Annotated in this window: 25 protein-coding genes; 11 read left to right on the top strand and 14 right to left on the bottom strand. The window is 70.4% G+C overall.

Annotation, left to right across the window (positions count from 1 at the left end; genetic code table 11):
• Positions 1-102 precede the first annotated feature (102 nt).
• Both radA and disA read left to right on the top strand, forming a co-directional pair.
• Positions 103-1,488, top strand: coding sequence for a DNA repair protein RadA (gene radA, locus LNW72_RS22940; RefSeq protein ID WP_250977115.1), 1,386 nt, complete (start codon positions 103-105; stop codon positions 1,486-1,488).
• Positions 1,489-1,589: 101 nt separating this feature from the next.
• A complete protein-coding gene (gene disA / locus LNW72_RS22935; protein WP_250977114.1) occupies positions 1,590-2,714 on the top strand; it encodes a DNA integrity scanning diadenylate cyclase DisA in 1,125 nt (374 codons plus the stop codon).
• Between the two features lie 71 nt (positions 2,715-2,785).
• Here the strand turns inward: disA and LNW72_RS22930 are convergent, their stop codons facing one another.
• Positions 2,786-3,607 carry a hypothetical protein gene (locus LNW72_RS22930; RefSeq protein WP_250977113.1) on the bottom strand — a complete coding sequence of 274 codons (822 nt, stop codon included), beginning with the start codon at positions 3,605-3,607 and terminating at the stop codon, positions 2,786-2,788.
• A 132-nt stretch (positions 3,608-3,739) separates the two neighbouring features.
• Between LNW72_RS22930 and LNW72_RS22925 the strand changes: the two genes are divergently transcribed.
• The 5 genes from LNW72_RS22925 (at position 3,740) to LNW72_RS22905 (ending at position 7,862) form a co-directional block, all read left to right on the top strand.
• Complete coding sequence (locus LNW72_RS22925; RefSeq protein ID WP_250977112.1) at positions 3,740-4,636, top strand: A/G-specific adenine glycosylase; 897 nt, start codon at positions 3,740-3,742, stop codon at positions 4,634-4,636.
• Between the two features lie 178 nt (positions 4,637-4,814).
• A complete protein-coding gene (locus tag LNW72_RS22920) occupies positions 4,815-5,345 on the top strand; it encodes a SigE family RNA polymerase sigma factor (protein ID WP_138354128.1) in 531 nt (176 codons plus the stop codon).
• On the top strand, positions 5,333-5,941 hold the full coding sequence (locus LNW72_RS22915) for a hypothetical protein (protein WP_250977111.1): 609 nt from the start codon (positions 5,333-5,335) through the stop codon (positions 5,939-5,941). Before LNW72_RS22920 ends, LNW72_RS22915 begins: the two co-directional genes overlap by 13 nt.
• Complete coding sequence (gene cseB / locus LNW72_RS22910) at positions 5,934-6,617, top strand: two-component system response regulator CseB (protein WP_138354127.1); 684 nt, start codon at positions 5,934-5,936, stop codon at positions 6,615-6,617. Before LNW72_RS22915 ends, cseB begins: the two co-directional genes overlap by 8 nt.
• Positions 6,618-6,623: 6 nt before the next feature.
• Complete coding sequence (locus tag LNW72_RS22905) at positions 6,624-7,862, top strand: HAMP domain-containing sensor histidine kinase (protein ID WP_250977110.1); 1,239 nt, start codon at positions 6,624-6,626, stop codon at positions 7,860-7,862.
• A 71-nt stretch (positions 7,863-7,933) separates the two neighbouring features.
• Here LNW72_RS22905 and LNW72_RS22900 read toward each other — a convergent pair whose 3' ends face one another.
• Positions 7,934-9,520: an MDR family MFS transporter gene (locus tag LNW72_RS22900; RefSeq protein ID WP_250977109.1), complete on the bottom strand. Its 1,587-nt coding sequence runs from the start codon at positions 9,518-9,520 to the stop codon at positions 7,934-7,936.
• 178 nt (positions 9,521-9,698) lie between these two features.
• Between LNW72_RS22900 and LNW72_RS22895 the strand changes: the two genes are divergently transcribed.
• Entirely contained in the window at positions 9,699-10,274 is a 576-nt protein-coding gene (locus LNW72_RS22895; RefSeq protein ID WP_138354125.1) for a TetR/AcrR family transcriptional regulator, read from the top strand.
• Between the two features lie 39 nt (positions 10,275-10,313).
• On the opposite strand, the gene LNW72_RS22890 is transcribed toward LNW72_RS22895, so the two are convergent.
• Positions 10,314-11,018 carry a M23 family metallopeptidase gene (locus tag LNW72_RS22890; protein WP_250977108.1) on the bottom strand — a complete coding sequence of 235 codons (705 nt, stop codon included), beginning with the start codon at positions 11,016-11,018 and terminating at the stop codon, positions 10,314-10,316.
• A 480-nt stretch (positions 11,019-11,498) separates the two neighbouring features.
• On the opposite strand from LNW72_RS22890, the gene LNW72_RS22885 reads away from it, so the two are divergent.
• Both LNW72_RS22885 and LNW72_RS22880 read left to right on the top strand, forming a co-directional pair.
• Positions 11,499-11,843 carry a trypco2 family protein gene (locus tag LNW72_RS22885; protein ID WP_250977107.1) on the top strand — a complete coding sequence of 115 codons (345 nt, stop codon included), beginning with the start codon at positions 11,499-11,501 and terminating at the stop codon, positions 11,841-11,843.
• Positions 11,844-11,848: 5 nt separating this feature from the next.
• On the top strand, positions 11,849-15,136 hold the full coding sequence (locus tag LNW72_RS22880) for an NACHT domain-containing protein (RefSeq protein WP_250977106.1): 3,288 nt from the start codon (positions 11,849-11,851) through the stop codon (positions 15,134-15,136).
• 85 nt (positions 15,137-15,221) lie between these two features.
• Here LNW72_RS22880 and LNW72_RS22875 read toward each other — a convergent pair whose 3' ends face one another.
• Complete coding sequence (locus tag LNW72_RS22875; RefSeq protein ID WP_250977105.1) at positions 15,222-17,756, bottom strand: ATP-dependent Clp protease ATP-binding subunit; 2,535 nt, start codon at positions 17,754-17,756, stop codon at positions 15,222-15,224.
• A 429-nt stretch (positions 17,757-18,185) separates the two neighbouring features.
• On the opposite strand from LNW72_RS22875, the gene LNW72_RS22870 reads away from it, so the two are divergent.
• Positions 18,186-18,767 carry an SCO3374 family protein gene (locus tag LNW72_RS22870; RefSeq protein WP_250977104.1) on the top strand — a complete coding sequence of 194 codons (582 nt, stop codon included), beginning with the start codon at positions 18,186-18,188 and terminating at the stop codon, positions 18,765-18,767.
• Here the strand turns inward: LNW72_RS22870 and LNW72_RS22865 are convergent.
• The 10 genes from LNW72_RS22865 to LNW72_RS22820 form a co-directional block, all read right to left on the bottom strand.
• On the bottom strand, positions 18,698-19,036 hold the full coding sequence (locus LNW72_RS22865; protein ID WP_138354121.1) for an Lsr2 family protein: 339 nt from the start codon (positions 19,034-19,036) through the stop codon (positions 18,698-18,700). The genes LNW72_RS22870 and LNW72_RS22865 overlap by 70 nt on opposite strands.
• A 122-nt stretch (positions 19,037-19,158) precedes the next feature.
• Positions 19,159-19,677 (bottom strand): amino-acid N-acetyltransferase, encoded by a 519-nt coding sequence (locus tag LNW72_RS22860; protein ID WP_138354120.1) that lies wholly within the window; start codon positions 19,675-19,677, stop codon positions 19,159-19,161.
• A gap of 9 nt (positions 19,678-19,686) precedes the next feature.
• A complete protein-coding gene (locus tag LNW72_RS22855) occupies positions 19,687-20,082 on the bottom strand; it encodes a BlaI/MecI/CopY family transcriptional regulator (protein WP_138354119.1) in 396 nt (131 codons plus the stop codon).
• Positions 20,083-20,121: 39 nt separating this feature from the next.
• On the bottom strand, positions 20,122-20,301 hold the full coding sequence (locus tag LNW72_RS22850; RefSeq protein WP_138354118.1) for a hypothetical protein: 180 nt from the start codon (positions 20,299-20,301) through the stop codon (positions 20,122-20,124).
• 14 nt (positions 20,302-20,315) lie between these two features.
• Positions 20,316-21,047, bottom strand: coding sequence for a hypothetical protein (locus LNW72_RS22845; protein WP_250977103.1), 732 nt, complete (start codon positions 21,045-21,047; stop codon positions 20,316-20,318).
• A 90-nt stretch (positions 21,048-21,137) separates the two neighbouring features.
• On the bottom strand, positions 21,138-21,935 hold the full coding sequence (locus LNW72_RS22840; RefSeq protein WP_250977102.1) for a type III pantothenate kinase: 798 nt from the start codon (positions 21,933-21,935) through the stop codon (positions 21,138-21,140).
• Positions 21,936-21,942: 7 nt separating this feature from the next.
• The gene (gene nadC / locus LNW72_RS22835) at positions 21,943-22,980 is read right to left on the bottom strand and encodes a carboxylating nicotinate-nucleotide diphosphorylase (protein ID WP_250977101.1); all 1,038 of its coding nucleotides are present in this window, start codon (positions 22,978-22,980) and stop codon (positions 21,943-21,945) included.
• Positions 22,977-24,740 (bottom strand): L-aspartate oxidase, encoded by a 1,764-nt coding sequence (locus LNW72_RS22830; protein WP_250977100.1) that lies wholly within the window; start codon positions 24,738-24,740, stop codon positions 22,977-22,979. Before LNW72_RS22830 ends, nadC begins: the two co-directional genes overlap by 4 nt.
• A complete protein-coding gene (panC, locus tag LNW72_RS22825; protein WP_250977099.1) occupies positions 24,737-25,600 on the bottom strand; it encodes a pantoate--beta-alanine ligase in 864 nt (287 codons plus the stop codon). Before panC ends, LNW72_RS22830 begins: the two co-directional genes overlap by 4 nt.
• Positions 25,597-26,496, bottom strand: a complete 900-nt coding sequence (locus LNW72_RS22820) for a Rossmann-like and DUF2520 domain-containing protein (RefSeq protein WP_250977098.1) — start codon at positions 26,494-26,496, stop codon at positions 25,597-25,599. The genes panC and LNW72_RS22820 overlap by 4 nt, the downstream gene beginning before the upstream one ends.
• Between the last annotated feature and the right edge of the window lie 25 nt (positions 26,497-26,521).

The following is a 26,521-nucleotide window of genomic DNA, read 5'->3' as shown; positions in this document are numbered from 1 at the left end:
ACACCTCGTTAACTCGTACGAGTGCCCAGGGGAATGCGAGTGCGGGCGCTGTCACGGTCCACCGGGAACGCGTTGTCGGACCCTGCCACTACGGTGAACCCCATGCCTCCCCGCAAGACCGCTACGAAGGACCGACCGTCCTACCGCTGCACCGAGTGCGGCTGGACCACCGTGAAGTGGCTCGGCCGCTGCGGGGAGTGCCAGGCCTGGGGCACCGTCGAGGAGTTCGGCGGCGCGCCCGCCGTCAGGACCACCGCGGCAGGACGGGTGACGACGGCGGCCAAGCCGATCGGCCAGGTGGACGTCAGCCAGGCGACGGCCCGCTCGACGGGCGTGCCCGAGCTGGACCGGGTGCTCGGCGGCGGGCTGGTGCCCGGCGCGGTCGTGCTGGTCGCGGGCGAGCCCGGCGTCGGCAAGTCGACGCTGCTGCTGGACGTGGCGGCGAAGGCGGCGACCGCCCAGGGCCCCACGCTCTACATCACCGCCGAGGAGTCGGCGTCACAGGTCCGGCTGCGCGCCGACCGGATCGGCGCGCTCTCCGACCATCTGTACCTGGCGGCCGAGACGGACCTGTCGGCGGTCCTGGGCCATCTCGACGACATCAAACCGGCGCTGCTGATCCTGGACTCGGTGCAGACCGTGGCGTCCCCGGAGATCGACGGCGCGCCCGGCGGCATGGCGCAGGTCCGCGAGGTCGCGGGCGCGCTGATCCGGGCCTCCAAGGAGCGCGGTATGTCGACGCTCCTGGTCGGCCATGTCACCAAGGACGGTGCCATCGCGGGCCCCCGTCTGCTGGAGCACCTGGTGGACGTGGTGCTGAGCTTCGAGGGCGACCGACACGCCCGGCTGCGGCTGATCCGCGGCGTCAAGAACCGGTACGGAGCAACGGACGAGGTCGGCTGCTTCGAACTGCACGACGAGGGCATCACGGGACTGGCCGATCCCTCCGGGCTCTTCCTGACCCGCCGCGACGAACCGGTTCCCGGTACGTGTCTGACGGTCACGCTGGAGGGCAAGCGCCCGCTGGTGGTCGAGGTCCAGGGGCTCACCGTCGACACCCAGATCCCGTCCCCGCGCCGCACGACCTCGGGTCTGGAGACGTCCCGGGTCTCGATGATGCTCGCCGTGCTGGAACAGCGCGGCCGGATTCAGGCGATCGGAAAGCGCGACATCTACACGGCGACGGTGGGCGGTGTGAAGCTCACCGAGCCCGCCGCGGACCTGGCCGTGGCGCTCGCGCTGGCCAGCGCGGCGATCGACACACCGCTGCCCAAGAACCTGGTCGCGATCGGCGAGGTCGGCCTCGCGGGCGAGGTCAGACGGGTCACGGGGGTGCAGCGCCGGCTGTCCGAGGCGGCCCGGCTGGGGTTCACCCATGCCCTGGTGCCGCCGGATCCCGGGAAAATCCCGCCGGGCATGAAAGTGGTCGAGGTGGCCGACATAGGAGACGCCCTGCGGGTGCTCCCGAAGCGCGGCTCACGGGCCTAGAGAGGGTCCGAACAGCGGTCGCTGGCCCATTGCGGAGCGAACGTCAGTAAACTTTGCCCTGGTCTCGCCCTTTGGGCATCCGTAGCGACCGGAGGATTGCAGTGGCAGCCAACGACCGGGCAGCAGCTCCCGGCAAGTCCGGCGGGAGTTCCGCTGCTGATGCCCTGATGCGCGCCTCGCTCAGCGCGGTCGCTCCCGGCACCGGCCTGCGTGACGGACTCGAACGCATTCTGCGGGGCAATACGGGCGGTCTGCTCGTCCTCGGCATGGACAAGACCGTCGAGTCGCTCTGTACCGGCGGCTTCGTCCTCGACGTCGAATTCACCGCGACCCGGCTGCGCGAACTGTGCAAGCTCGACGGCGCGCTGATCCTCGACAAGGACCTCACGAAGATCCTGCGGGCCGGTGTGCAGCTGGTCCCCGACTCCAACATCCCGACCGAGGAGACCGGCACCCGGCACCGCACCGCGGACCGGGTGAGCAAGCAGGTCAACTTCCCGGTCGTCTCGGTCAGCCAGTCGATGCGGCTGATCGCCCTGTACGTCGACGGGCAGCGCCGGGTCCTGGAGGACTCCGCCGCGATCCTGTCGCGGGCGAACCAGGCGCTGGCCACACTGGAGCGCTACAAGCTGCGCCTGGACGAGGTGGCAGGCACGCTCTCCGCGCTGGAGATCGAGGACCTGGTCACCGTCCGGGACGTCAGTGCGGTCTCGCAGCGGCTGGAGATGGTCCGCCGGATCGCCACCGAGATCGCCGAGTACGTGGTCGAGCTCGGCACCGACGGCCGGCTGCTGACACTGCAGCTGGACGAGCTGATCGCGGGCGTCGAGCCGGAGCGCGAGCTGGTCGTCAGGGACTACGTGCCGGAGCCGACCGCGAAGCGGAACCGGACCGTGCCCGAGGCGCTCGTCGAACTGGACGCGCTGCCGCACGCCGAGCTCCTCGAACTCACCACCGTCGCCCGCGCCCTGGGCTACACCGGCTCCCCCGAGACGCTGGACTCCGCGGTCTCGCCGCGCGGCCACCGGCTGCTGGCGAAGGTGCCGCGGCTGCCGAACACGGTCATCGAGCGGCTGGTCGAGCACTTCGGCGGCCTGCAGAAGCTGCTCGCCGCGAGCGTCGACGACCTGCAGACGGTGGACGGGGTCGGGGAGGCGCGGGCGCGTTCGGTGCGGGAGGGCCTGTCCCGGCTGGCGGAGTCGTCGATCCTGGAGCGGTACGTGTAGGACTCGGTCCAGGTTCTGAGCTGGGTGAGGGGGCGGGGCCGCGGGCCCCGCCCCCTCATGCGTGCTTCTTCCTAGTCGGCCTTCAGGACGAACGACACCTGCTTCGGTGTGAAGCCCTGGAGCCTTGCCTCGACGAGGTAGGTCGTGCCGACAGCCGCCTGCTGGCCCTTGGGGGTGGCGCAGTCGGGGGAGCTGGTCTGGCGGTTCCACTCGATCGTGTACGTCGTCGAGTTGTGCGCCGGAACCTGCAGCAGGTAGGCGCCGCGGCCGGCCGGGCAGTCGTCGGTGGCCCATACGTGCTTGTTGCCGGTGGTGTTGGTGATGGTGACGATGGCCGCCATCGAACCGAAGTCGATTTTGCAGGCCGTCGCGGCGGAGTTGGCCGCGGTCAGCTCGAACTTCGGCTTCTGGCCGGGCGCATAGAAGTTCTGCGTGCTGCGCAGCGTCAACTGGACGTCGGAGACGGCGCAGTCGGCGAGCGTCGAGCCGGCCGGGAGCTGACCGCTGGAGCCGCCGGAGGCCGCTCCGCCCGAGGAGGCGCCGTTCGAACCGCCGCCGGACACACCGGAGTCGGTGCCGCCGGAGGGCGAGCCGGAGGAGCCGCCGGACGAAGTGCCGTCGGAGGAACCGCCGCTGCCGCCGCCCCCGCTGGTGTCCCGGCCGCCCGGGCGGCCGGGTAGGTGCGGTCCGCTGGGGGTGGGGCCGGGCGTGATGGAGGTCGCCGGGGTGTGACCGTCGGGTCCCTTCGCGCCGGTGCCGCCGCTGGAGCCGCCGGAGTTGACCACCCACACGGCCAGCACGGCGAGCAGTGCGACCAGGCAGAGCACAACAGCCCGCCGTCGCCAGTAGATGGACGACGGAAGAGGTCCGATCGGATTGCGCACAGAGCCCACACGCGAACTCTAGGGGAGATCGGCCGCGCACCGTCGCAACACCCGCCGCACCGGGCGCGGTCTTTCCCGATCATCACGTTTTCCCGCCGCGAGCGGTCACTGTCAGTGGCATGTGCGAGGATCGACGACGCTATGAGCACAGACACCCGCGCCACCGCCCACCACGATCTGCACGCACCCGTCATCGACTGGTTCGACGAGCATGCCCGGGACCTTCCGTGGCGCCGCCCGGAGGCTGGTGCGTGGGGCGTGATGGTCAGCGAGTTCATGCTGCAGCAGACCCCGGTCAGCCGCGTCCTGCCGGTGTACGAGCAGTGGCTGGCGCGCTGGCCGCGGCCCGCCGACCTCGCCACGGAACCCGCGGGCGAGGCCGTCCGCGCCTGGGGGCGGCTCGGCTATCCGCGCCGCGCGCTGCGGCTGCACGCGGCGGCGACCGCGATAGCGCTGAGCCATGGCGGTGAAGTCCCGCGCGACCACGCCAAGTTGCTGGCCCTGCCCGGGGTCGGCGAGTACACCGCGGCCGCCATCGGCTCGTTCGCGTACGGGCAGCGGCACTCCGTTCTGGACACCAACGTCCGCCGGGTCTTCGCCCGCGCCGTCACCGGCGTCCAGTACCCGCCGACCGCGACGACCGCCGCGGAGCGCCGTACCGCGCTGGCCCTGCTGCCCGACGACAAGGGGACGGCGGCCCGCTGGGCGGCGGCGACGATGGAGCTGGGCGCGCTGGTGTGCACCGCGCGCGGGCCCGAGTGCGTCCGCTGCCCGATCGCGGCGAGCTGCGCCTGGCGGCTGGCCGGCTCCCCCGCGCACACCGGCCCGCCGCGCCGCGGCCAGACGTACGCGGGCACCGACCGCCAGGTACGCGGAAAGCTGCTGGCCGTGCTGCGGGACGCCGTCGATCCCGTGCCGCAGTCCGCGCTCGACGCGGTGTGGGAGGAGCCGGTGCAGCGGGCCCGCGCGCTGGACGGCCTGGTCGCGGACGGTCTCGTCGAGCCGCTGGCCGACGGGGTCTACCGACTGCCGGTTTAAACCCCTTCGGGACGTTGGTCCTGAGGCTGTTACATAACCGACGGCTTCCTGTGAGTCCTCTGTGCGCCCACGGTGGCAAAAGCCCAACATCCCCTCCGTAGCGTCGTCCTCGTCGGAACGGTTGGCACCTCAGCGCAACAGTCGACAGGGCGGGACAGCACGGGACGGAGGGCGACCCATGGCGGCGAACGGCACGGTTCTGGAGTTCGAGGAGTACGTGAGGACCCGGCAGGACGCACTGCTGCGGAGCGCACGGCGGCTCGTCCCCGACCCGATCGACGCCCAGGACCTCGTCCAGACCGCGCTGGTGCGCACCTACCCGCGCTGGGACGGCATCGCCGACAAGACGCTCGCGGACGCCTACATGCGCCGCGTCATGATCAACACGCGGACCGAGTGGTGGCGGAACCGCAAGCTCGACGAGATCCCCACCCAGGAGCTGCCGGACGCCAGTGTCGACGACGGCGCCGATCAGCGCGCCGACCGCGAGATGCTCCGCGACGCACTGCAGGTCCTCGCGCCCAAGCAGCGCCAGGTCGTGATGCTGCGCCACTACGGCCAGCTGTCCACGGAGGAGACCGCCCGCGCACTGGGCATGTCGACGGGTACGGTGAAGAGCACCCTGCACCGGGCACTGGCCCGGCTGCGCCATGAGCTGGAGCACGGCCGCTACGGCTACTCACGGATGGAGGGCGTGTGCGCCGCCTAGCAGCGCTGACCGCGGTCGCAGTGGCTCTGTGCCTGCTGACCGCGCTTGCAGGCTGCAGGACCGGCACCGGGGCACGCCGTGAGGGCCCCGCACCGCTCCAGACGCTGAAGGCGGAGCCCAGCCCGGCGCCGTCCATCGCCGGTGACCCGGCGGCGCTGGCGAAGCTGGTGAAGAAGGACACGCGGAACGTCAGCCAGGAGGTGCGCGAGGATCTCGCGCCCTGTGCCGGTGACGAGTACCCGGTGGACACCTCGTCCGGCGATCTGACCAGCGGCGAAGGACCCGATCTGATCGTGAACGTCGCCACCTGCGGCGACGGCATGGGGATCGCGAGTTATGTGTACCGGATGATCGACGGGCAGTATCAGAACGTCTTCGCCGATGAGCAGCCGCCGGTCTACGGCAGTGCGGACAACGGCAAGCTGGAGATCATCCGTCAGGTGTACAAAGGCGACGACCAGGTCTGCTGCCCCACCGGGCAGGAGGCCCTGACGTACGTCTGGAAGGACACCAGGTTCGTCCAGGTGGAGCGCACGTACACCGACTACGGGGACGCGCTCCCCACCCCCAAGCCGGAAAAGAAATCGAATGGCTGAAACACACGTCCTGTTCGTCGAGGACGACGACGTCATCCGCGAGGCGACCACGCTCGCGCTGGAGCGCGACGGCTTCAAGGTGACGGCGGTCGCCGACGGACTGGCCGGGCTGGAGGCGTTCCGCGCCGAGCAGCCCGATCTCGCGCTGCTCGATGTGATGGTGCCGGGCCTGGACGGCGTCAGCCTGTGCCGGCGGATCCGGGACGAGTCGACCGTGCCGGTGATCATGCTGTCCGCGCGCGCCGACTCCATCGACATCGTGCTCGGCCTGGAGGCCGGCGCCGACGACTATGTGACGAAGCCCTTCGACGGGGCGGTGCTGGTCGCCCGGATCCGGGCGGTCCTGCGCCGTTTCGGCCACGCCTCCTCCGGTGACGAACCGGCGGAGGCTGCCCTGCTGTCCTTCGGCGACATCGAGATCGACCCCGAGGGCCTCGAGGTGACCCGCGGCGGCGAGCGGCTCGCCCTGACCCCCACCGAGATGCGGCTGCTGCTGGAGTTCTCCGCGGCGCCCGGCGCCGTGCTCTCCCGTGACCGGCTGCTGGAGCGGGTCTGGGACTATGAGTGGGGTGGCGACACCCGGGTCGTGGACGTCCACGTCCAGCGGCTGCGCGTCAAGATCGGCCAGGACCGGATCGAGACGGTGCGCGGCTTCGGTTACAAGCTCAGGGCCTGACAGACGATGCCGTTGTTCCCCCGCTCCAGTCTGCGCTGGAAGCTCAGTGCCGCCATCGCCTTCGTCTCGGTGCTCGTCGCCGTGGCGCTGAGCCTCGTGGTGCACAACGCCGCCCGCGTCAGCATGATCGACAACTCCCGTGACGTACAGGACGAGCGGGTGCAGTCCGCACTGCGGATCTACGAGGTCACCGGCAAGAAGGTCTTCTCCGCCCAGCTCGACGACCCGGCGCTGCCCAAGCCGCTGAAGGAGTTCGCGGCCAGGGGCGAACGGGCGACGTACGTCCAGGACAGTGGCGGCGCGCCGATCGTGTGGGCCGAGACGCCGACCAACGACGGCCGCATCCTGTCGCTGCGCACCACCTTCAAGGACCGCTACTCGGTCCTCGTCGACCTCGACCAGGCCCTGATCGTCGGCTCGCTCGCGGTGGTGGTGGGCGGCACCGCGCTCGGCGTGCTGATCGGCGGCCAGATGTCCCGGCGGCTGCGCAAGGCCGCTGTCGCGGCCCGCAAGGTGGCCGACGGCAATCCCGAGGTGCGGGTGCGCGACGCGATCGGCGGCCGGGTCCGCGATGAGACCGACGAGCTGGCGTCCGCCGTGGACGCGATGGCCGACGCCCTGCAGGACCGGCTGGAGGCCGAGCGCCGGGTCACCGCCGACATCGCCCATGAGCTGCGCACCCCGGTGACCGGGCTGGTCACGGCGGCCGAGCTGCTGCCGCCCGGCCGCCCCGCCGAGCTGGTGCGGAACCGGGCCCAGGCGCTGCGCACCCTGGTCGAGGACGTGCTGGAGGTGGCCCGGCTGGACGGGGCCGCGGAGCAGGCCGATCTGCAGGAGGTCGCCCTGGGCGACTTCGTGCGCAGGCGGGTGCTGGCGCTCGATCCCGATGCCGTGGTGACCGTGATCGAGGACGCGGTCGTGCACACCGATCCGCGCCGGCTGGAGCGCATCCTCGGCAATCTGCTGGCCAACGCCGCCCGGCACGGCAAGCCGCGGACCGAGGTGAGCATCAACGGGCCGTTCCTGCGGATCCGCGACCACGGTCCCGGCTTCCCCGACGACCTGCTGCGCGAGGGCCCCAGCCGCTTCCGTACCGGCAGCTCCGACCGGGCGGGCGGCGACCACGGCCTCGGCCTCACCATCGCCACCGGCCAGGCCCGGGTGCTGCGCGCCCGGCTCACGTTCCGCAACGCCCCCGCCTCCGACGGCGGCGGCGCGGTCGCGCAGCTGCTGCTGCCCAGGTAGAGGTGCCCGTACGACGACGGCCCCCGGCAGGAGCTGCCGGGGGCCGTCGTCGTCGGTGCGCTACGCGGGGGTCAGATCGCCTCGACCGGGTGCAGCGCCTCGGGGGCCTCGGCCTTGTCGGCCTTGTCGCCGTCGCCGGGGGCCTGCGGAGCACCGCGCAGCGGGATCTCCTTGACGAACCAGGCCGCCACGAAGCCGACGATGCTGATCACCGCGCCCCACATGAAGACGGTGTGCGTGCCGTTGGAGACGGCGTGCAGATAGGCGTCCCGCACCTCCGCCGGCAGGTGGGCGATGCGCGCGGGGTCGAGCTGCGCGCCGCCGCCGATCGCCTTGCTGCCCGCGGCGCCACCGAGCTCCGTCATCGTGTTCTGCACGTGGTGGGTGAAGAGCGCCCCGAAGAGCGAGACACCGAACGAGCCGCCGATGGTGCGGAAGAGCGTCGCGGACGAGCTGCCGACGCCGATGTCCTTCATCTCGACGCTGTTCTGCGCGACGAGCATGGTGATCTGCATCAGGAAGCCCATGCCCGCGCCGAGCACGGCCATGAAGACGCCGGACATGAAGCGGGTGGTCCCGGTGTCCATGGTGGACAGCAGGTACAGCCCGACGGTGATCAGGCCGCCGCCGATGATCGGGAAGATCTTGTAGCGGCCGCTCTGGGTGGTGACCCGGCCGGCGATCAGCGAGACCACCATCATCGCCAGCAGCATCGGCAGGAGCAGCAGGCCGGAGTTGGTGGCCGAGGCGCCCTGGACGGTCTGCTGGTAGAGCGGCAGGAACGTCATCGCGCCGAACATCACGAAACCGACCAGGAAGCCGATCAGGGAGATCAGCGAGAAGTTGCGGTTGCGGAAGATGTGCAGCGGCATGACGGGCTCTTTGGCGCGGGTCTCGGCCCAGATGAAGGCCGCGATCGCGACCACGCCGAGGACGAGGAGCCCGATGATCTGCGCCGAGGCCCAGCCGTACTGGGTGCCGCCCCAGGTGGTGAGGAGCACCAGCGCGGTGATGCCGACGGTGAGCAGTCCGGCGCCGAGGTAGTCGATACGGGCCTGGACGCGCTTCTTCGGCAGGTGCAGCACGATGTAGATCATCGCGAGCGCCACCGCGCCGAGCGGCAGGTTGATGTAGAAGCTCCAGCGCCAGCCCCAGTTGTCGGTGATGGTGCCGCCGACGAGCGGTCCGCCGATCATCGCGAGCGCCATGACGCCGGCCATCATGCCCTGGTACTTGCCACGTTCCCGTGGCGGTATCAGGTCACCGATGATCGCCATCACGCCGACGATCAGACCGCCGGCGCCGAGGCCCTGGATCGCGCGGAAGGCGATCAGCTGGTCCATCGACTGGGAGAGGCCGGAGAGCGCGGAACCGGCCAGGAAGAGCACGATCGACGTCATGAAGATGCCCTTGCGACCGTACATGTCGCCGAGCTTTCCCCAGATGGGCGTCGAGGCGGCGGTCGCGAGCGTGTACGCGGTGACCACCCAGGAGAGGTGGTTGAGGCCGCCGAGCTCCCCTACGATCGTCGGCATCGCGGTACCGATGATCATGTTGTCGAGCATCGCGAGCAACATCGCGATCATGAGCCCGAGCAGAACCACACGCACACTGCGCTGAGGAGCCGCTTCGGGTGGCGTTTCTGCGGTCTGGGACATGACCGGTGCCTCCCCTGGATGGGGCGGCCCGCTCGCGCTTTTGGTACTTACTTGCCGCCCGGCTAGTTCGCTACGATACTGAAGGTAAGGCGCAGCTAGCCGGTCGTCAAGTAAGTACATTACGTTTGACCAAAGCCATACCGGCCATTCGGACGGTCAACGCAGGAGAGCGGTAGCCATGGGCACTTCGCAGGCACGTCGCGGTGACACCCGCCACCGCATCCAGGACGTCGCGCTCGAACTCTTCGCCGAGCAGGGGTACGAGAAGACCTCGCTGCGCGAGATCGCCGAGCACCTCGAGGTGACCAAGGCCGCGCTGTACTACCACTTCAAGACCAAGGAAGACATCCTCACCAGCATCGTCGAGGACATCGGCCGGCCGGTCGACGAGCTGATCACCTGGGCCGAGGCGCAGCCGCGCACCCTGGAGAACAAGCAGGAGATGCTGCGCCGCTACAGCGCCGCCCTGTGGGGCGCCTCCGCGCTCTTCCGCTTCATCCAGGAGAACCAGGCCACGGTCCGCGAGCTGAGCATCGGCGAGCAGTTCAAGAGCAAGATGCTCGCGCTGAACGGCCTGCTGAAGGAGCCCGAGTTCTCGATGGCGAGCCAGGTCCGCTGCATCACCGCGCTCTTCGCGATGCACGCCGGGATGTTCGCCGTGCAGAACATCGAGGGCGACCCCGAGGAGAAGCGCGAAGCCATCCTCGAGGTCGCCCTCGATCTCATCGCCCAGGCTCACCGGAACCTGGACTGATCACCGCTGATGCGGGTGTGGGTCACCTGACGGTGTGGGTCACATGTTGACGCCGTGCTTGTGCAGGAACGACAGCGGCTCCATGCCCGAGCCGTAGACCGGCGTGGTGCGGGCCTCGAAGTGCAGGTGCGGGCCGGTCGAGTTCCCGGTGCTGCCGGACTTGCCGATCTCCTGGCTGGTGCTCACCGTCTGGCCGACCGAGACCTCGATCTTCGACAGGTGGCCGTACTGCGTGTACGTGCCGTTCCCGTGCTTGATCACGATGTTGTTGCCGTAGGCGCCGCCCCAGCCGGCGTCGACGACGGTGCCGCCGTGCACGGCCCTGACCTGGGTGCCGGTCGGCACCACGAAGTCCTGGCCGGAGTGCTTGTGCGCCCAGTGCGCGCCGGCCTGCGCGAAGCCCGCGCCGATCGTGTAGCTGGTCACCGGCTTCACCCAGGCGTTCAGGCGCGCGCTACGGTCCGCGGCGGACTTCACGGCCGCCCGCTTCTTGGCGTCGGCCTTCGCGGCCGCGGCCTTCGCGCTCGCCGCGGCGGCCTTCTTCTGTCCGTCGGCCTGCGTCTTCACCGCGTCCGCGATGCTGTTCGCCGACGCGGTCCCGAAGAGACCCGCGTCCTGCGAGTCGGCGGCCATGGCCGCCGTAGAGCCCAGCGCGAGTGCCACGCACACGCCGCCCGCCACCACGGCCGCACGACCACGCATGACGGACTTCGGGGCGTGGTTCTTCGTCGAGTTCTTAAGCATGCAGGGTTACCTCACTGAATGGGGGGTATGAAGCAAGAGCGACTGTGGGCCGCTCCGGCCATTCAGTGGTAACGCGCTTCGCTGTGCCCGCACAAGGTGCGCTACTACTAACTCCGGCCGTAGCGAAAGCAAGGACGAAACGCCTCTTGCCACGCCGGTTCCGGCTACCGGAAGAGCCCCTCGCACCCCGCCCGACCAGCCAAAACAAGGGACCAGCAGCGTTCTGCGCACGGTTCCGGCGCCCAGTGCGGAACGGCCTTCCGCGCCCTGGAAGCATCGACTATTCCGCCTAGTAAGCTCGGAATGGCGCGTGTGCCATGTCACCACGCAATAAGATCCAATCGCTTTCCCGCGGGACCTTGCGCCATTCACCCGGGCCGAAAGTCCTGTGACCGCCGCCACTCAATTCCCCGGAAAGCATGGCGGCGCCCGCCCCGGCTGCCCTACCGTTGCCCCATCGACAGGGCGGGGGCGCACACGATGGCGGCGGACGAGTACCTGAACGACATCGAGCTGGCGGATGCGGTCGAGGCGGTCCGTGCGGGCCTGGCCACCGCTGCCGCGCGCGGCACCGGGAAGGCCGTCCGCTTCGAGGTCGGCGACATCCACATGGAGTTCACCGTCGAGATCCGCCGCGACGTGACCGGCAAGGGCGGCGTCAAGGCCTGGGTCGTGGACGCCGGGGTGGAGGGCACCCGCTCCCGGGGCCGCACCCACACGGTCTCCTTCACCCTCAAGCCGAAGAACGCCGCCACCGGCGGCCATCTCGACATCCATATGGACGACGAGGGCGACAGCAGCCACTTCACCGACGCCGGCAGCTGACCGCCGTGGCCGCCGGGCCAGGGGGCCACGGGGCAGGGGCCGACGGCCCCCGGCGGAACCGGATCGCGGCGGTCTTCTCGGGCGGCCGGCAGGGCAGCGGCTATCTGCTGAGCCCCCGGGTGGCGCTGACCTCCGCCCACGTCATCGGTGACGGCACGGACGTCCGGATCGCCGTACCCGGCGGCCCGGGCGAAGTGCGGTGCCGCGTCGTGTGGCGGCCGCACGAGATCGAGCGCGAGATCGACGTCGCCCTCATCGAGGCCCCCGTCGACCTGATCCCGGCCACCGCGCCGATCCGGCTGGGAATGGTGGGCTCCCTCTCCCCGGTCCGGGACTGCCAGGCGATCGGTTTCCCGTACGTCCAGCGGGGCGGCCCGGAAGGGAAGTCCCTCGACAGCGAGCAGGTGACCGGCACCCTCAAACCCGGCTCCGGGATGCTCAAGCGCCGGTACGTACTGGACAGCGACCACGCCCCGCCCTCCGTACGGCAGGACGGCGGGTCGGCGTGGGCCGGGATGTCCGGCGCGGCCGTCTTCTCGGACGATCTGCTGATGGCGGTGGTCTGCGGTGATCCTCACGGCTGGCCGGGCAGCCGGCTCGTCACCGTCCCCGTGGCCGAGCTCGTGCGAAACCCGGGGTTCATGGGCGCACTCGATGCCACCAGCTGCAGCTACACCTTCATCACCCGGCCGGCCGACCCGGACGCGGCGTTCACGTCCCACTACGCGGCGTACGTCGCCAGGCGGTACTCCACCCTCACCATCTTCGGGATCGACCTCAGCGACCGCTCCCGGGCCGTCTGGCCGCTCGACGCGGCCTACCTCAGCCTGGAGGTCACCGAGCCGGACCGCGGCGCACCGGGGAGCCCGCTGCCGGGCGGCGGGGGCTCGGTGCGCGCGGAGCAGACCTTCGCCGGGCGCGAGCGCGTCCTGCTGCGCGGTCTCGCCGGATCCGGGAAGACCACGCTGGTGCAGTGGCTCGCGGTGTCCGCCGCCCTGGAGGAGCCGGACGCCGGAAAGCACCATCTGCGGGACCGCGTCCCCTTCGTCCTGCCGCTGCGCACCCTCATCCGTCACGGCGAGCTGCCGCTCCCCGCCGACTTCCTCCACTCCGCGAACGTCCCGCTGACCGCGCCGGACGGCTGGACCGAGCGGATCCTCCAGGCGGGCCGGGGTCTGCTGCTCGTCGACGGGCTGGACGAGATCGGCGAGCGGGAACGCGACCGCGTCCGCGACTGGCTGCGAAATCTGCTGATCGCCTTCCCCGGCAACCTGTGGCTCGTCACCTCGCGCCCTTCCGCCGTCTCGGACGCGTGGCTGGCGGGCGAGGGCTTCGCGGAACTGGTGCTCTCCCCCATGGGCCGTGACGACGTCGGCGCGTTCATCACCCGCTGGCACGACGCCGCCCGCACGACGGCCACCGACCCCGAGGAAACGGCCAGGACCGACGGCTACGAGCACTCCCTGCTCGACGCCGTCCGCACAAAGCAGGACCTCGCCCGCCTCGCCACCAACCCCCTGATGTGCGGACTGATCTGCGCCCTGCACCACGACCGCCGCGGCTATCTGCCGCACAGCCGCAAGCAGCTGTACGACGCCGCGATGTCCATGCTCCTGGGCCGCCGCGACCGTGAACGCGACATCGACGTCCAGCTCACCGAGGAACCCCAGATCCAGCTCCTCCAGAAGCTCGCCTACTGGATGATCCGCAACGGCCAGGTCGAGATGGACCAGACCGACGCGGTGGACCGCATCGCGGCCGCGCTCCCGGCGATGCCGGCGGTGGCCGCGACGGGTGACGCGACGCGGGTCTTCCGCCGTCTGCTGCTCCGCAGCGGTCTGCTGCGCGTGCCCGCGGAGGGCACCGTCGACTTCATCCACCGCACCTTCCAGGACTACCTGGGCGCGAAGGCGGCGGTGGAGGAGCGCGACTTCGCGTTCCTCGTCCGCAACGCCCACGACGCCCAGTGGGAGGACGTCCTGCGCATGGCGGTGGCCCACGCCCGCCCGGACGAGCGCGCCCGGCTCCTGAACCAGCTCGTCGCGCGGGGCGACCGCACCAAAAGCCACCGCTCACGGCTCCATCTGCTGGCGATGGCCTGCCTGGAGCAGGCGGTGGAACTGGACGCGGTCGTCCGGACCGCGGTGGAGGAGCGGGCGGCGGCCCTCATTCCGCCGTGCTCGGACGAGGAGGCCGACGCGCTGGCCGCGGTCGGCCCCGTCGTCCTGGAACTGCTGCCAGGACCCGCCGGCCTCTCGGTGCACGAGGCGGCGGCGGTGGTCCGCACCGCCGGGAGACTCGGCACGGATCCGGCCATGGCCTTCATCGGCAGGTTCACCCGGGACGAACGGTCGCAGGTGCAATTCAGCATTGTCGAGGCGTGGGACCACTTCCCCGTCGACGCCTATGCGGAACAGGTACTCCAGCACGCGGTTCTCAACTCATGGGTAACCATCGACAGCGCGGCCAAACTCCGGGCCCTGCCTTCGCTGGCCCACGCCAGGCTCCTCTGGTGTGTGGGAGCGCTGCCTCCTGAAGAGCTATTGCCGCCGTCCCGAAGCGTGAATCTGCAACGCCTCAACATCAAGGACAATCCGCTCCTGGACAGCCTCGGGCGGGTTTCAGCCGCTCCTGAACTGGAGTTGTTCGGTATCGACAACTGTCCGGCCGTCACCGACCTCGAGGATCTGCGGAACAACACGTCCCTCAGGCACCTGAACCTCTGCTCCGCGCCGCATCCGCTGGATCTCGGGCCGCTGGAGAGCATGGGGGCATTACGCGGGCTGGGACTCTCCACGAAAGTGGACTGGTCCAATTTCCACCACGCGCCGGAGCTGTCCCAGCTGACCAGTCTTTGGCTGGGCCCGAACGCGAGCGTCCGCAGCCTTCTCGGAATCGGGAAATGGCGAAACCTGGAGACCATGGCGATCGACCATCCGGACACGGTGGACGATTTATCGGATCTCGCCCTGCTTCCGCGTCTCAAGCTATTGGAGCTGCGTGATGTCAGGCACCACATCACCGAGGCTCTGGTAACCATGCCGACCGTGCAAACGCTGGAGCTCCTCGACCCGTCACCGGTCGTCGATCTGCTGTCGCTGGTACGCCTCCTGCCCGGCCTGACGACTCTGCGGTTCGGTTACTCCGCCACGTCGGCCGACAGGACGCTCGACCTCACCGCACTCCGCGGCGTCGAAGGAATCCGTCTCACCGTGGAGAACGCGGCCCGGGTGATCGGCGCCGAATTGTTCCCGCAGCACCGGCTGCACATCACCCCGTACCGGCGTGACTGATCCGCGTCCTCCGAGCGCGCAAATGGGGCCGGCCCCGAAACCTTCTGGTTTCGGGGCCGGCCCCATGAATGCCGAGCAGCAGGCGCTACGCGTCCTTGGACAGGTTCGGCGCGGCTCCGCCGGAACCCGCGGCCTCGATCGGCGGGGTGTCCGCGACCGTGACCTTCTCCTCGCCGCGGAAGGTGAACTTCTTCTCTTCACCCTCGCCCTCGGTGTCGACGACCACGATGTGACCGGGGCGCAGCTCACCGAAGAGGATCTTCTCGGAGAGGATGTCCTCGATCTCCCGCTGGATGGTCCGGCGCAGCGGCCGGGCGCCCAGGACGGGGTCGTAGCCCTTCTTGCCGAGCAGCTTCTTGGCCTCGACGCTGAGCTCCAGGCCCATGTCGCGGTCCTTGAGGCGCTCGTCCACCTTGGCGACCATGAGGTCGACGATCTGCATGATGTCTTCCTCCGTCAGCTGGTGGAAGACCACGACGTCGTCGACACGGTTGAGGAACTCGGGACGGAAGTGCTGCTTGAGCTCCTCGCCGACCTTCGCCTTCATCCGCTCGTACCCGGTCTTGGCGTCACCCGTGGCCGCGAAGCCGAGGTTGAAGCCCTTGGAGATGTCCCGGGTGCCGAGGTTGGTCGTCATGATGATGACCGTGTTCTTGAAGTCCACGACCCGGCCCTGGGAGTCGGTCAGCCGACCGTCCTCCAGGATCTGCAACAGGGAGTTGAAGATGTCGGGGTGGGCCTTCTCGACCTCGTCGAAGAGCACGACGGAGAACGGCTTGCGGCGCACCTTCTCGGTGAGCTGGCCGCCCTCTTCGTAGCCGACGTAGCCGGGAGGCGAGCCGAAGAGCCGCGAGACGGTGTGCTTCTCGCTGAACTCCGACATGTCGAGCTGGATGAGCGCGTCCTCGTCGCCGAAGAGGAACTCGGCGAGCGTCTTGGACAGCTCGGTCTTACCGACGCCGGACGGGCCGGCGAAGATGAACGAGCCACCGGGACGCTTCGGGTCCTTGAGGCCGGCACGGGTGCGCCGGATGGCCTGGGAGAGCGCCTTGATGGCGTCCTTCTGGCCGATGACGCGCTTGTGGAGCTCGTCCTCCATGCGCAGCAGGCGCGAGGACTCCTCCTCGGTGAGCTTGAAGACCGGGATGCCGGTGGCCGTGGCCAGGACCTCCGCGATCAGCTCCTCGTCCACCTCGGCGACGACGTCCATGTCGCCGGCCTTCCACTCCTTCTCGCGCTTGCCCTTGGCGGCGAGGAGCTGCTTCTCCTTGTCGCGGAGCGAGGCGGCCTTCTCGAAGTCCTGCGAATCGATCGCGGACTCCTTCTCACGGCGCACATCGGCGATCTTCTCGTCGAACTCGCGGAGGTCCGGCGGTGCGGTCATCCGGCGAATGCGCATCCGGGAGCCGGCTTCGTCGATCAGGTCGATCGCCTTGTCCGGGAGGAAGCGGTCCGAGATGTAGCGGTCGGCCAGGGTGGCGGCGGCGACCAGGGCGGCGTCGGTGATCGACACACGGTGGTGTGCCTCGTACCGGTCGCGCAGACCCTTGAGGATCTCGATGGTGTGGGGCAGCGACGGCTCGGCGACCTGGATGGGCTGGAAGCGGCGCTCAAGGGCCGCGTCCTTCTCCAGGTGCTTGCGGTACTCGTCGAGCGTCGTGGCACCGATGGTCTGCAGCTCACCTCGCGCCAGCATGGGCTTGAGGATGCTCGCGGCGTCGATCGCGCCCTCGGCGGCGCCCGCACCCACCAGGGTGTGGAGCTCGTCGATGAACAGGATGATGTCGCCGCGGGTGCGGATCTCCTTGAGGACCTTCTTCAGGCGCTCCTCGAAGTCACCGCGGTACCGGGAACCGGCGACGAGGGCGCCGAGGTCCAGGGTGTAGAGCTGCTTGTCCTTGAGCGTCTCGGGAACTTCACCCTTGACGATCGCCTGGGCGAGGCCCTCGACGACGGCGGTCTTGCCGACGCCGGGCTCGCCGATGAGGACGGGGTTGTTCTTGGTGCGGCGGGACAGCACCTGCATGACCCGCTCGATCTCCTTCTCGCGCCCGATGACCGGGTCGAGCTTGGTTTCACGGGCGGCCTGCGTCAGGTTGCGGCCGAACTGGTCCAGGACCAGCGAGGTCGAGGGCGTGCCCTCGGCCGGGCCGCCGGCGCCCGCCGACTCCTTGCCGCCGCCGGAGTAGCCGGACAGCAGCTGGATGACCTGCTGCCGGACCCGGTTCAGGTCGGCGCCGAGCTTCACGAGGACCTGGGCGGCGACGCCCTCGCCCTCGCGGATGAGGCCGAGCAGGATGTGCTCGGTCCCGATGTAGTTGTGTCCGAGCTGAAGGGCCTCGCGGAGCGACAGCTCCAGGACCTTCTTGGCACGGGGGGTGAAGGGGATGTGCCCGGACGGGGCCTGCTGGCCCTGACCGATGATCTCCTCCACCTGCTGGCGGACCGCCTCGAGCGAAATCCCGAGGCTCTCCAGGGCCTTAGCGGCGACACCCTCACCCTCGTGGATCAGGCCCAGGAGGATGTGCTCGGTGCCGATGTAGTTGTGGTTGAGCATCCGGGCTTCTTCCTGAGCCAGGACGACAACCCGCCGCGCGCGGTCGGTGAACCTCTCGAACATCGTTAATCGCTCCTCAGAGCGGTCGGGCAGTTAGGGGGCGGTCCCCTCCCTGTCCTTCCGCATGCTAGTCCCGACAGCGGGGCAGCTCACTTCAACCGTAGACACCCACCTGGGCCCTTTAGTCCCACGCAGCCGACAACAGCTCCAACCTGATGGTGCGAGACGATGTTCCCGCAGGCCAGGTGAATAGACCTTTATCGAGTACGCCGATGGCGAACGCGCGCCCATCCGCCGCGGCCGCCGTCCCGTCCCACTAGGACTTTCTTACCCGCCGGCACCGACATTCCATGCCGCGCGGGGCCAACGGGTGCGCTAAGGGCGAACAACCTTGCGCTCATCGGCCGCACCCCGGGCACCCCCGGCCGCCACGGAGCGTATCCGGAGCGCCACCGCTCGTAACCCTTGTGCCCCGCGGGAGTTGCATACGGCATGGGCTGGTACGAGCACGAGCTGGGTTGGCCGATCGCCGGTACGACGCCTCCGCACCTGGTCACCGGTGCACGCTTCGACGCGCTGGAGGTTCCCGCCAAGGTGGGCTTCGCCGCACTGACACGCTTCCCGCGGCCCGGCGAACTGGGACCCGTCGCGCTGGACGGACGGCGGGTCCTGCTGCTGGTGGCGGCGGGTACGGCGGAGGAACTTCCCGGGCTGCTGGAATGGCTGGAATGGAGCGGAATCCCGCTCGATCTGACCGCCCTGGGTGCGGGCGATCTGATGCGGGCGCCGGCTCACCCCGAATGGGGACGCCGGGAGGCCGCCTACGACCGGACGGCGCCGGTCTGGCTGCGGCCTCCCCAACCGGGCTGCGAGGTGGAACCTACGGTGCCCGCGATGTGTTTCACGGGCCGCTCCGGTACCGATGGTGTGGGGGGACCCATCGGCCTGGTGGCGCTGGTCTCCGCTCTCGCGACGGCCTGCCACCGGGTCCGGCTGCTGGAGAATCAGCCGTGTTCCTTCTCGTACGCCTCGCGAATGGACGCGGGAACACGGCCGCGGTCATTGACCTCATAGCCCTTGTCCTTGGCCCACGCGCGAATCTTCGCGGTGTCCTGGCTCGCCGAGCCGCCCCGCACGACCTTGGGACCGCGGCCGCGGCCGACCCGTCCACCGGTCCTGCGACCGCTGTCCAGGTACGGGGTGAGCAGCCCGCGCAGCTTGTCCGCATTGGCAGTGGTGAGGTCGATCTCGTACGTCACTCCATCGAGTGCGAACGTGACGGTCTCATCCGCCTCGCCGCCGTCGAGGTCGTCAACAAGAAGGACCTGAACCTTCTGTGCCACCGGCTTCCCTTTCATCGAAAACGGATTAACGGTAAAAGCAAAGCGCCTTTTACGGAAAAACACAAACCCCTTGCGCGAAGCTGAGCAAGATGCCGGTGCGCGTACCGGACATACCGGGACCCTCAGAGTTGCAGCAGCATGCGGCTGTTGCCCAAGGTGTTCGGTTTCACTCGCTCGAGGTCGAGGAACTCGGCCACTCCCTCGTCATTGGAACGCAGCAGCTCGCCGAAGACATCACCGTCCACCGGTGTCTCGCCGATCTCGACGAAGCCGTGCTTGGCGAAGAAGTCGACTTCGAAGGTGAGGCAGAAAATCCTGCGGACTCCGAGCCAGCGCGCGGTCTGCAAGAGCTTGGCCAGGACTTGATGTCCGACACCCTTCCCGCGCTGTCCCGGATGAACCGCCAGCGTGCGGACCTCTGCCAGGTCCTCCCACATCACATGAAGTGCGCCGCAGGCCACGACGGCGGCGTCCTCGTCGCGTTCGGCGACCCAGAACTCCTGGATGTCCTCATAAAGAGTCACCGTGGGCTTGTCCAGCAGGATGCGGTCACGGACATATGAGTCCAGCAGGCTGCGGACGGCCGGCACATCACTGGTCCTGGCCCGGCGGATGGTGACGTCATTTGATACGAGGGGCATGGCCGGACGCTATCGTTCGTCGGGCTCGGGAGGCGCAGAGGGGTCCACGGACTGGACTACGCGCATTGCGTCCCTGAGGGCTTCCCGCTGTTCCGGCGACATCATGCCGAAGAAGTGCACGAGGGCCGCGGCCGGGTTGTCGCTCGCCGCCCATGCTTCGTTCATCAGTGCGGCCGAGTAAGCGGCTCTTGTGGATACCGCCTCATAGAGATAGGCGCGGCCTTCCGCCTCACGGCGCAGCCAGCCCTTCTGGTGCAGGTTGTCCATTACGGTCATGACCGTCGTGTACGCGATGGAACGGTCCTGCTGCAGGTCTTCGAGCACTTCGCGAACGGTGACCGGGCGATTCCACTGCCACACCCTGGTCATCACTGCGTCTTCGAGGTCTCCCAGTGGACGGGGCACTCTCGAATACTAGTGACATTTGCCGGAAATGCCGGTTATTTAGCGAACCTCGTCGGTTCCGGCCTGCTGGACCGCCTCGGCCTTGGCGAACGCGGCGTCGACCGCCGCGTCCTCCTTGGCCTTGTTGGCCCCGCCCTGGTTCTTGATGATCGTCACGACGAGGCCGATGAAGAAGACCGCCATGACGAACGGCGGCACGAGCGCGGATACGTAGTCCATGCCGTCCAGCGTAGTCAGGCCGAGCGGGCTTCCTCGTCCGGGGGCGTGGCGCGGTGGTGTCCCGGGGGGAACACCTCGGCCGGCGTGGGGACCCGGCGGCCGGGGTCGGGGGCCGCGGGGCCCCTGGACGGCGCCGGGGCCGGAGCGGGCACCTGAGCGGGCCGTGCGGGCTTCTCCGAGGGCTTGCCCGACATGTCCGCCCGGTCGGGCGCGGAGCCGAACAGGAGGGCCGGCACGGGCGATTCCGTGCGGCCGCCGGGCAGCGAGAGCAGCCGTCCGCGGTCGGCGATCGTGGAGCGTCGGCGCGACGTGGGCATATGGGCCTCCAGGCGGGCTCGTAGATCGTTTTCGGCCAGGTCCTCGCAGCGCCGCAGCAACACGGTGCGGCGGCGGTGCTCGACGGTGCCACAGGGGTGACTCCGCAGCCGCCGCAGCGCCGCGAGGTCGTCGGGGCCCGGCAGGTAGCCGGTGTCGAGGGCGTCCCTCAGCCGCGCGAGATAACCGGCGGCGCTGCCCGGGAGTGCCTCGCGGTAGCGGGTCAGCTCGGCGAGGAGGAACGTCCGGAGCCGTCCGGCCTCGCTGACCGCTTCGTCCAGGGCCTCGGCGAGCCGGAGGTACTCCTGGAGGTCGTCGGGGACGGATGTCGTGGTGGCGGGTCGGAGGGCCGCTGCGAGGGCGCGCCGGAACACACGCAGTTCGTCCGCGCTGAACGCCATGCCGCCCCGGGACCCGTGTGGCGTGGGCATGAGACGACTTTAAGTGCTAAACGGACAAAATTCCCGTAACGACATGGCTGGATCTGGAGCCGTACCGCGGATGCACGCCGCGCGTCGGGGTCAGGTCGTCGAGACGTTCCGCTCGTAGACCAGCCGCAGCCCGATCAGCGTCAGCCACGGCTCGTGCACATCGATGATCGACGCCTCGCCGAGGACGAGCGGCGCGAGACCGCCGGTGGCGATCACCGTGACGTCGTCCGGGTCGTCGGCGAGTTCCCGGGCCATCCGCTCCGCGACACCGTCGACCTGGCCGGCGAAGCCGTACAGGATGCCGGACTGCATCGCCTCGATGGTGTTCTTGCCGATGACGCTGCGCGGACGGGCCAGCTCGATCTTGCGCAGCTGGGCGCCGCGCACCCCGAGGGCGTCCACCGAGATCTCGATGCCCGGGGCGATGGCGCCGCCCATGTACTCACCGCGCACGGAGACCGCGTCGAAGGTCGTCGCCGTACCGAAGTCCACGACGATGCACGGACCGTTGTACAGGTGCATGGCCGCCAGGGAGTTGACGATCCGGTCGGAGCCGACCTCCTTCGGGTGGTCCACCAGGATCGGCACACCCGTCTTGATGCCCGGCTCGACGAGGACCGACGGGACGTCCCCGTAGTAGCGCCGGGTGACCTCCCGCAGCTCGTGCAGGACCGCCGGCACCGTCGAGCAGATCGCGATGCCGTCGATGCCGTCACCCAGCTCCATGCCGAGCAGCGGGTGCATGCCCATCAGGCCCTGCAGCAGGACCGCCCACTCGTCGGCGGTACGGCGCGAATCGGTGGAGATCCGCCAGTGCTCGACGATCTCCTCCGCGTCGAAGAGGCCGAGGACGGTGTGCGTGTTGCCGACGTCGATGGTGAGGAGCATGCGGGTCTCAGACTCCCGAGCGCAGGTCGAGGCCGATGTCCAGGATCGGCGAGGAGTGCGTGAGCGCGCCCACCGCCAGGTAGTCGACGCCGGTCTCCGCGTAGGCGCGGGCGGTGTCGAGGGAGAGCCGGCCCGAGGACTCCAGGACGGCGCGGCCGGCGACGTACGTGACGGCCTCGGCGGTCTGCTCCGGGGTGAAGTTGTCCAGCAGGATCAGGTCGGCGCCCGCCGCGAGGACCTCGCGCACCTGGTCCATGGTGTCGACCTCGACCTCGACGGCCAGGTCGGGGAACTCGTCGCGGACCAGCTTGAACGCCTGCGCGACACCGCCGGCCGCGATCACGTGGTTGTCCTTGACCAGCGCCGCGTCCGACAGCGACATCCGGTGGTTGACGCCGCCGCCGCAGCGCACCGCGTACTTCTCCAGGGCGCGCAGCCCCGGCGTCGTCTTGCGGGTGTCACGGACCTCCGCCTTGGTGCCCTCCAGCAGGTCCGACCAGGCGCGGGTCGCGGTGGCGATACCGGACAGCCGGCACAGCAGGTTGAGCGCGCTGCGCTCACCCGTCAGCAGGTCACGGGTGCGGGTGCGGACCGTCAGCAGCACCTGGCCGGGCTCGACGCGGTCGCCGTCCTCGACATGCCGCTCGACCTCGAACTCGTCGGTGCAGACGACCGACAGGACCGCCTCGGCGATCCGCAGGCCCGCGACGGTGCCGGCCTCGCGGGCGGTGAAGTCACCGGTGGCGAAGGCGTCCTCGGGGACCGTCGCGACGGTGGTGACGTCCACGCCCTGGTCGAGGTCCTCCTCGATCGCCATGTGCGCGACGTCCTCGACCTGGACGGGGTCGAGCCCCGCGTCGACGAGCAGCTGCGCCAGATCGGCGTCCAGACCGCACTCCAGCGGGTCGTGCTCGTACAGCTCCTCGTCGCCGCCGCAGCCGCACGCGTCACCGCAGCCGCCCGGGCCCTCGTCGGGCAGGCCGACGGGCAGGCCGAACTGCGGCAGCGGAAGAAGGACGGGCTGAGGACGGTCCGGGGTACTCACGAGGGCTCCTTGAGGGCTGCGAGGGTCGTCCCCCGCGGGGTTTCTGCGGTCACCGGCAGGCTGTCGAGCGGTGCCTCTTCATTGCGCACCGGCGGGAAGTCCGCCGTGTCGGTGGTGTGGACGGCCAGCGTCCCGTTCGGCGTCAGGCGGACGACGAGGTGCCGGCGCCACTGGGCATCGTCCCGGTCCGGCCGGTCCTCGCGCCAGTGGCAGCCACGAGTCTCCTCCCGGCGGCGGGCGGCCGCGACCAGGACCCGGGACACCAGGCTCAGATTGGCCGCCTCCCACGTCTCGACGCACGGCTCGGCGGTCTTGCCGTCGCGCTCCAGATCCTCGACCGAGGCGGTGTGGAGGCGCTCCAGCGCGGTGGCCGCGCCCGCCAGGCTGGCGGCGCTGCGCAGCACGCCCGCGCCCGCCGTCATGATCCGCTGGATCTCGTAGCGGGCCTCGGAGGCCGGCAGCGGGGTGCGGGCCGGCGCGGGGACGACGGGGGCGCCCGGCGCGGTCGGGTCGGCGATGATGTCGGCCGCGATGCGCTCGGCGAAGACCAGGCCCTCCAGCAGCGAGTTGGAGGCGAGCCGGTTGGCGCCGTGCACACCCGTGCAGGCCACCTCACCGCACGCGTACAGGCCCGGCACGGTCGTCCGGCCCAGCAGGTCCGTCCGGACGCCGCCGCTCGCGTAGTGGGCCGCGGGAGCCACCGGGATCGGCTCGGTGACCGGGTCGATGCCGTGCGAACGGCAGGCCGCGAGGATCGTCGGGAAGCGCTCGGCCCACATCTTCGCGCCGAAGTGCCGGGCGTCCAGGAACATGTGCTCGGCGCCGGTCTCCTGCATGCGCCGGGTGATGCCCTTGGCGACGATGTCGCGCGGCGCCAGCTCGGCCAGCTCGTGCTGACCGGTCATGAACCGGACGCCCTCGGCGTCGACCAGGTACGCGCCCTCGCCGCGGACCGCCTCCGACACCAGCGGCTGCTGGCCCTCGGCGTCCGGGCCCAGCCACAGCACGGTCGGGTGGAACTGCACGAACTCCAGGTCGCTGACCTCGGCGCCGGCCCGCAGCGCGAGCGCCACGCCGTCGCCGGTCGAGACGGCCGGGTTGGTCGTCGCGGAGAACACCTGGCCCATGCCACCGGTCGCGAGCACCACGGCCTTGGCGTGCACGGCGCCGACGCCGTCGCGCTGGCCCTCGCCCATGACGTGCAGCGTGACGCCCGCGGTGCGGCCCGCCTCGTCGGTGAGCAGGTCCAGGACGAGCGCGTTCTCCACGGTCTCGATACCGGCGTCGCGGACCGCCTCCACGAGGGCGCGGGAGATCTCGGCGCCCGTCGCGTCGCCGCCGGCGTGCGCGATCCGGCGACGGTGGTGGCCGCCCTCACGGGTCAGCAGGATCTCGCCGGTCTCGTCGGACGTGTCGAACTGCGCGCCGGTGGAGATGAGCCGGCGCACCGCGTCCGGGCCCTCGGTGACCAGCGCCCGCACGGCCGGCTCGTCGCACAGCCCGGCGCCCGCGACCAGGGTGTCGTCCAGGTGCTGTTCCGGGGTGTCGCCCTCGCCGAGCGCGGCCGCTATGCCGCCCTGGGCCCAGCGCGTGGAGCCGTTGTCCATCTGCGCCTTCGTCACGACGACGACCTTCGCCCCGGCGGCGGCGCAGCGCAGCGCGGTCGTCAGGCCGGCGACGCCGGACCCGACGACGATCACGTCGGCGGCGATCGCCCAGCCGGGGGCGGGGGCGTGCAACCGTATGCCGGTTCCGTTCATCGGGCGGCTCCGAATTCCAGGGGGATGTTGTCGATCAGACGGGTCGTGCCGACCTTCGCGGCGACGGCGAGGATCGCCGGTCCGGTGTGGCCGGGCGGCGCCTCGGTGAAGTCCGCGGCGTCGACGAGGGCCAGGTAGTCGACGGCCGGGCCGCCGTCCCCCGTCCGCTCCAGTACGGTGCGCGCCGCCGCTCGTACGGCGTCGGGGCCCGCCTGGACCGCGTCCCGGCCGGCGAACAGCGCGCGCGACAGGGCGAGCGCCGCCGGGCGGTCGGCGTCCGAGAGGTAGCGGTTGCGGCTGGACAGCGCCAGCCCGTCGCCCTCGCGGACCGTCGGGACGCCGACGATCTCCGCCGGGAAGTTCAGGTCCGTCGCCATCCGGCGGATCAGCGCGAGCTGCTGGGCGTCCTTCTGCCCGAAGAACGCGACGGCCGGGGCGGTGAGGTGCAGCAGCTTCGCGACGACGGTGAGCATGCCGTCGAAGTGGCCGGGGCGGGAGGCGCCCTCGTAGCGCTCCCCCATCGGGCCGGCCGTGATCCGCACCTGCGGTGCGCCGCCGGGGTAGACCTCGTCGGCCGCGGGCGCGAACACGTAGTCCGCGCCGGCGCCCTCGGCGATCTTCACATCGGCGTCCAGGGTGCGCGGATAGCGGTCCAGGTCCTCGCCGGGGCCGAACTGCAGCGGATTGACGAAGACGGTGGCGACGACCTCGCCGGCCGCCCCCACGTGCTCGCGCGCGGTGCGGATCAGCGTCGCGTGCCCCTCGTGCAGCGCGCCCATCGTCATCACCACGGCGCGCGGGCGGCCGTCCAGGGCGGCCGCCCGCAGCTCCGCGGCCGTCGCCAGCAGGTGCGTGGTCATCGGGGTCCCCCGTCCGCGAGGACTTCGAGCAGTGCCTCGGCGAATTCCGGCTTGAGCATTCCGTTGGCGATCGCGCGGTCCGCGGTGGCCCGCGCCATCGCCAGATAGGAGGCGACGGCCTGCGGGGAGTGCTTGCGCAGCTCCGCCAGGTGGGCGGTGACCGTGCCCGCGTCGCCGCGCGCGACCGGGCCGGTGAGCGCGCCGTCGCCGGCCCGCAGGGCGTTGTCGAGCGCGGCGCCGAGCAGCGGCCCGAGCATCCGGCCCGGCTCCTCGACGCCCGCCTCGCGCAGCAGCTCCATGGACTGGGCGACCAGGGTGACCAGGTGGTTCGCACCGATCGCGAGACCGGCGTGGTAAAGCGGGCGGGCCGCCTCGTCGATCCACTCGGGCTCGCCGCCCATCTCGATGACGAGGGCCTCGGCGGCCATCCGCAGCTGCTCGGGGGCGGTGACGCCGAAGGAGCAGCCGGCCAGCCGCTGCACGTCCACCGCGGTGCCGGTGAAGGTCATCGCCGGGTGCAGCGCGAGCGGCAGGGCGCCGGCCCGCAGCGCCGGTTCGAGCACGCCCGTGCCGTACCGGCCCGAGGTGTGCACGATCAGCTGGCCGGGGCGGACGGCGCCGGTCTCGGCGAGGCCGGTGACCAGGCCGGGCAGCGCGTCGTCGGGGACGGTCAGCAGGACGAGGTCCGCGCGGGCGAGCACTTCCTTGGGCTCGACCAGCGGCACGTCGGGCAGCAGGGTCGCCGCGCGGCGCCGTGAGAGGTCGGAGACCCCTGACGCGGCCACCGGCCGGTGACCCGCGAGCTTGAGGGCGGCGGCGAGCGCCGGTCCGACCCGGCCCGCGCCGACGACGCCGACGGTGAGACGGGCGGGGCGCGCCTCCGCTTCGGAGGGCATGGGGCCCGGGGTATGCGATGCGTTC

The organism is Streptomyces sp. RKAG293 (assembly GCF_023701745.1).
Classification (GTDB): Bacteria; Actinomycetota; Actinomycetes; order Streptomycetales; family Streptomycetaceae; genus Actinacidiphila.
The sequence above is the reverse complement of the archived record's forward strand: the minus strand, read 5'-3'. Positions and strand labels throughout refer to the sequence as shown.

What these genes read in the sequence shown, in the direction of transcription:
- radA (WP_250977115.1), top strand. Translation starts at nt 103, where the DNA reads ATGCCTCCCCGCAAGACCGCTACGAAGGACCGACCGTCCTACCGCTGC.
- LNW72_RS22925 (WP_250977112.1), top strand. Translation starts at nt 3,740, where the DNA reads ATGAGCACAGACACCCGCGCCACCGCCCACCACGATCTGCACGCACCC.
- LNW72_RS22920 (WP_138354128.1), top strand. Translation starts at nt 4,815, where the DNA reads ATGGCGGCGAACGGCACGGTTCTGGAGTTCGAGGAGTACGTGAGGACC.
- cseB (WP_138354127.1), top strand. Translation starts at nt 5,934, where the DNA reads ATGGCTGAAACACACGTCCTGTTCGTCGAGGACGACGACGTCATCCGC.
- LNW72_RS22905 (WP_250977110.1), top strand. Translation starts at nt 6,624, where the DNA reads ATGCCGTTGTTCCCCCGCTCCAGTCTGCGCTGGAAGCTCAGTGCCGCC.
- LNW72_RS22900 (WP_250977109.1), bottom strand. Translation starts at nt 9,520, where the DNA reads ATGTCCCAGACCGCAGAAACGCCACCCGAAGCGGCTCCTCAGCGCAGT.
- LNW72_RS22895 (WP_138354125.1), top strand. Translation starts at nt 9,699, where the DNA reads ATGGGCACTTCGCAGGCACGTCGCGGTGACACCCGCCACCGCATCCAG.
- LNW72_RS22890 (WP_250977108.1), bottom strand. Translation starts at nt 11,018, where the DNA reads ATGCTTAAGAACTCGACGAAGAACCACGCCCCGAAGTCCGTCATGCGT.
- LNW72_RS22885 (WP_250977107.1), top strand. Translation starts at nt 11,499, where the DNA reads ATGGCGGCGGACGAGTACCTGAACGACATCGAGCTGGCGGATGCGGTC.
- LNW72_RS22875 (WP_250977105.1), bottom strand. Translation starts at nt 17,756, where the DNA reads ATGTTCGAGAGGTTCACCGACCGCGCGCGGCGGGTTGTCGTCCTGGCT.
- LNW72_RS22870 (WP_250977104.1), top strand. Translation starts at nt 18,186, where the DNA reads ATGGGCTGGTACGAGCACGAGCTGGGTTGGCCGATCGCCGGTACGACG.
- LNW72_RS22860 (WP_138354120.1), bottom strand. Translation starts at nt 19,677, where the DNA reads ATGCCCCTCGTATCAAATGACGTCACCATCCGCCGGGCCAGGACCAGT.
- LNW72_RS22850 (WP_138354118.1), bottom strand. Translation starts at nt 20,301, where the DNA reads ATGGACTACGTATCCGCGCTCGTGCCGCCGTTCGTCATGGCGGTCTTC.
- LNW72_RS22845 (WP_250977103.1), bottom strand. Translation starts at nt 21,047, where the DNA reads ATGCCCACGCCACACGGGTCCCGGGGCGGCATGGCGTTCAGCGCGGAC.
- LNW72_RS22840 (WP_250977102.1), bottom strand. Translation starts at nt 21,935, where the DNA reads ATGCTCCTCACCATCGACGTCGGCAACACGCACACCGTCCTCGGCCTC.
- LNW72_RS22830 (WP_250977100.1), bottom strand. Translation starts at nt 24,740, where the DNA reads ATGAACGGAACCGGCATACGGTTGCACGCCCCCGCCCCCGGCTGGGCG.
- panC (WP_250977099.1), bottom strand. Translation starts at nt 25,600, where the DNA reads ATGACCACGCACCTGCTGGCGACGGCCGCGGAGCTGCGGGCGGCCGCC.
- LNW72_RS22820 (WP_250977098.1), bottom strand. Translation starts at nt 26,496, where the DNA reads ATGCCCTCCGAAGCGGAGGCGCGCCCCGCCCGTCTCACCGTCGGCGTC.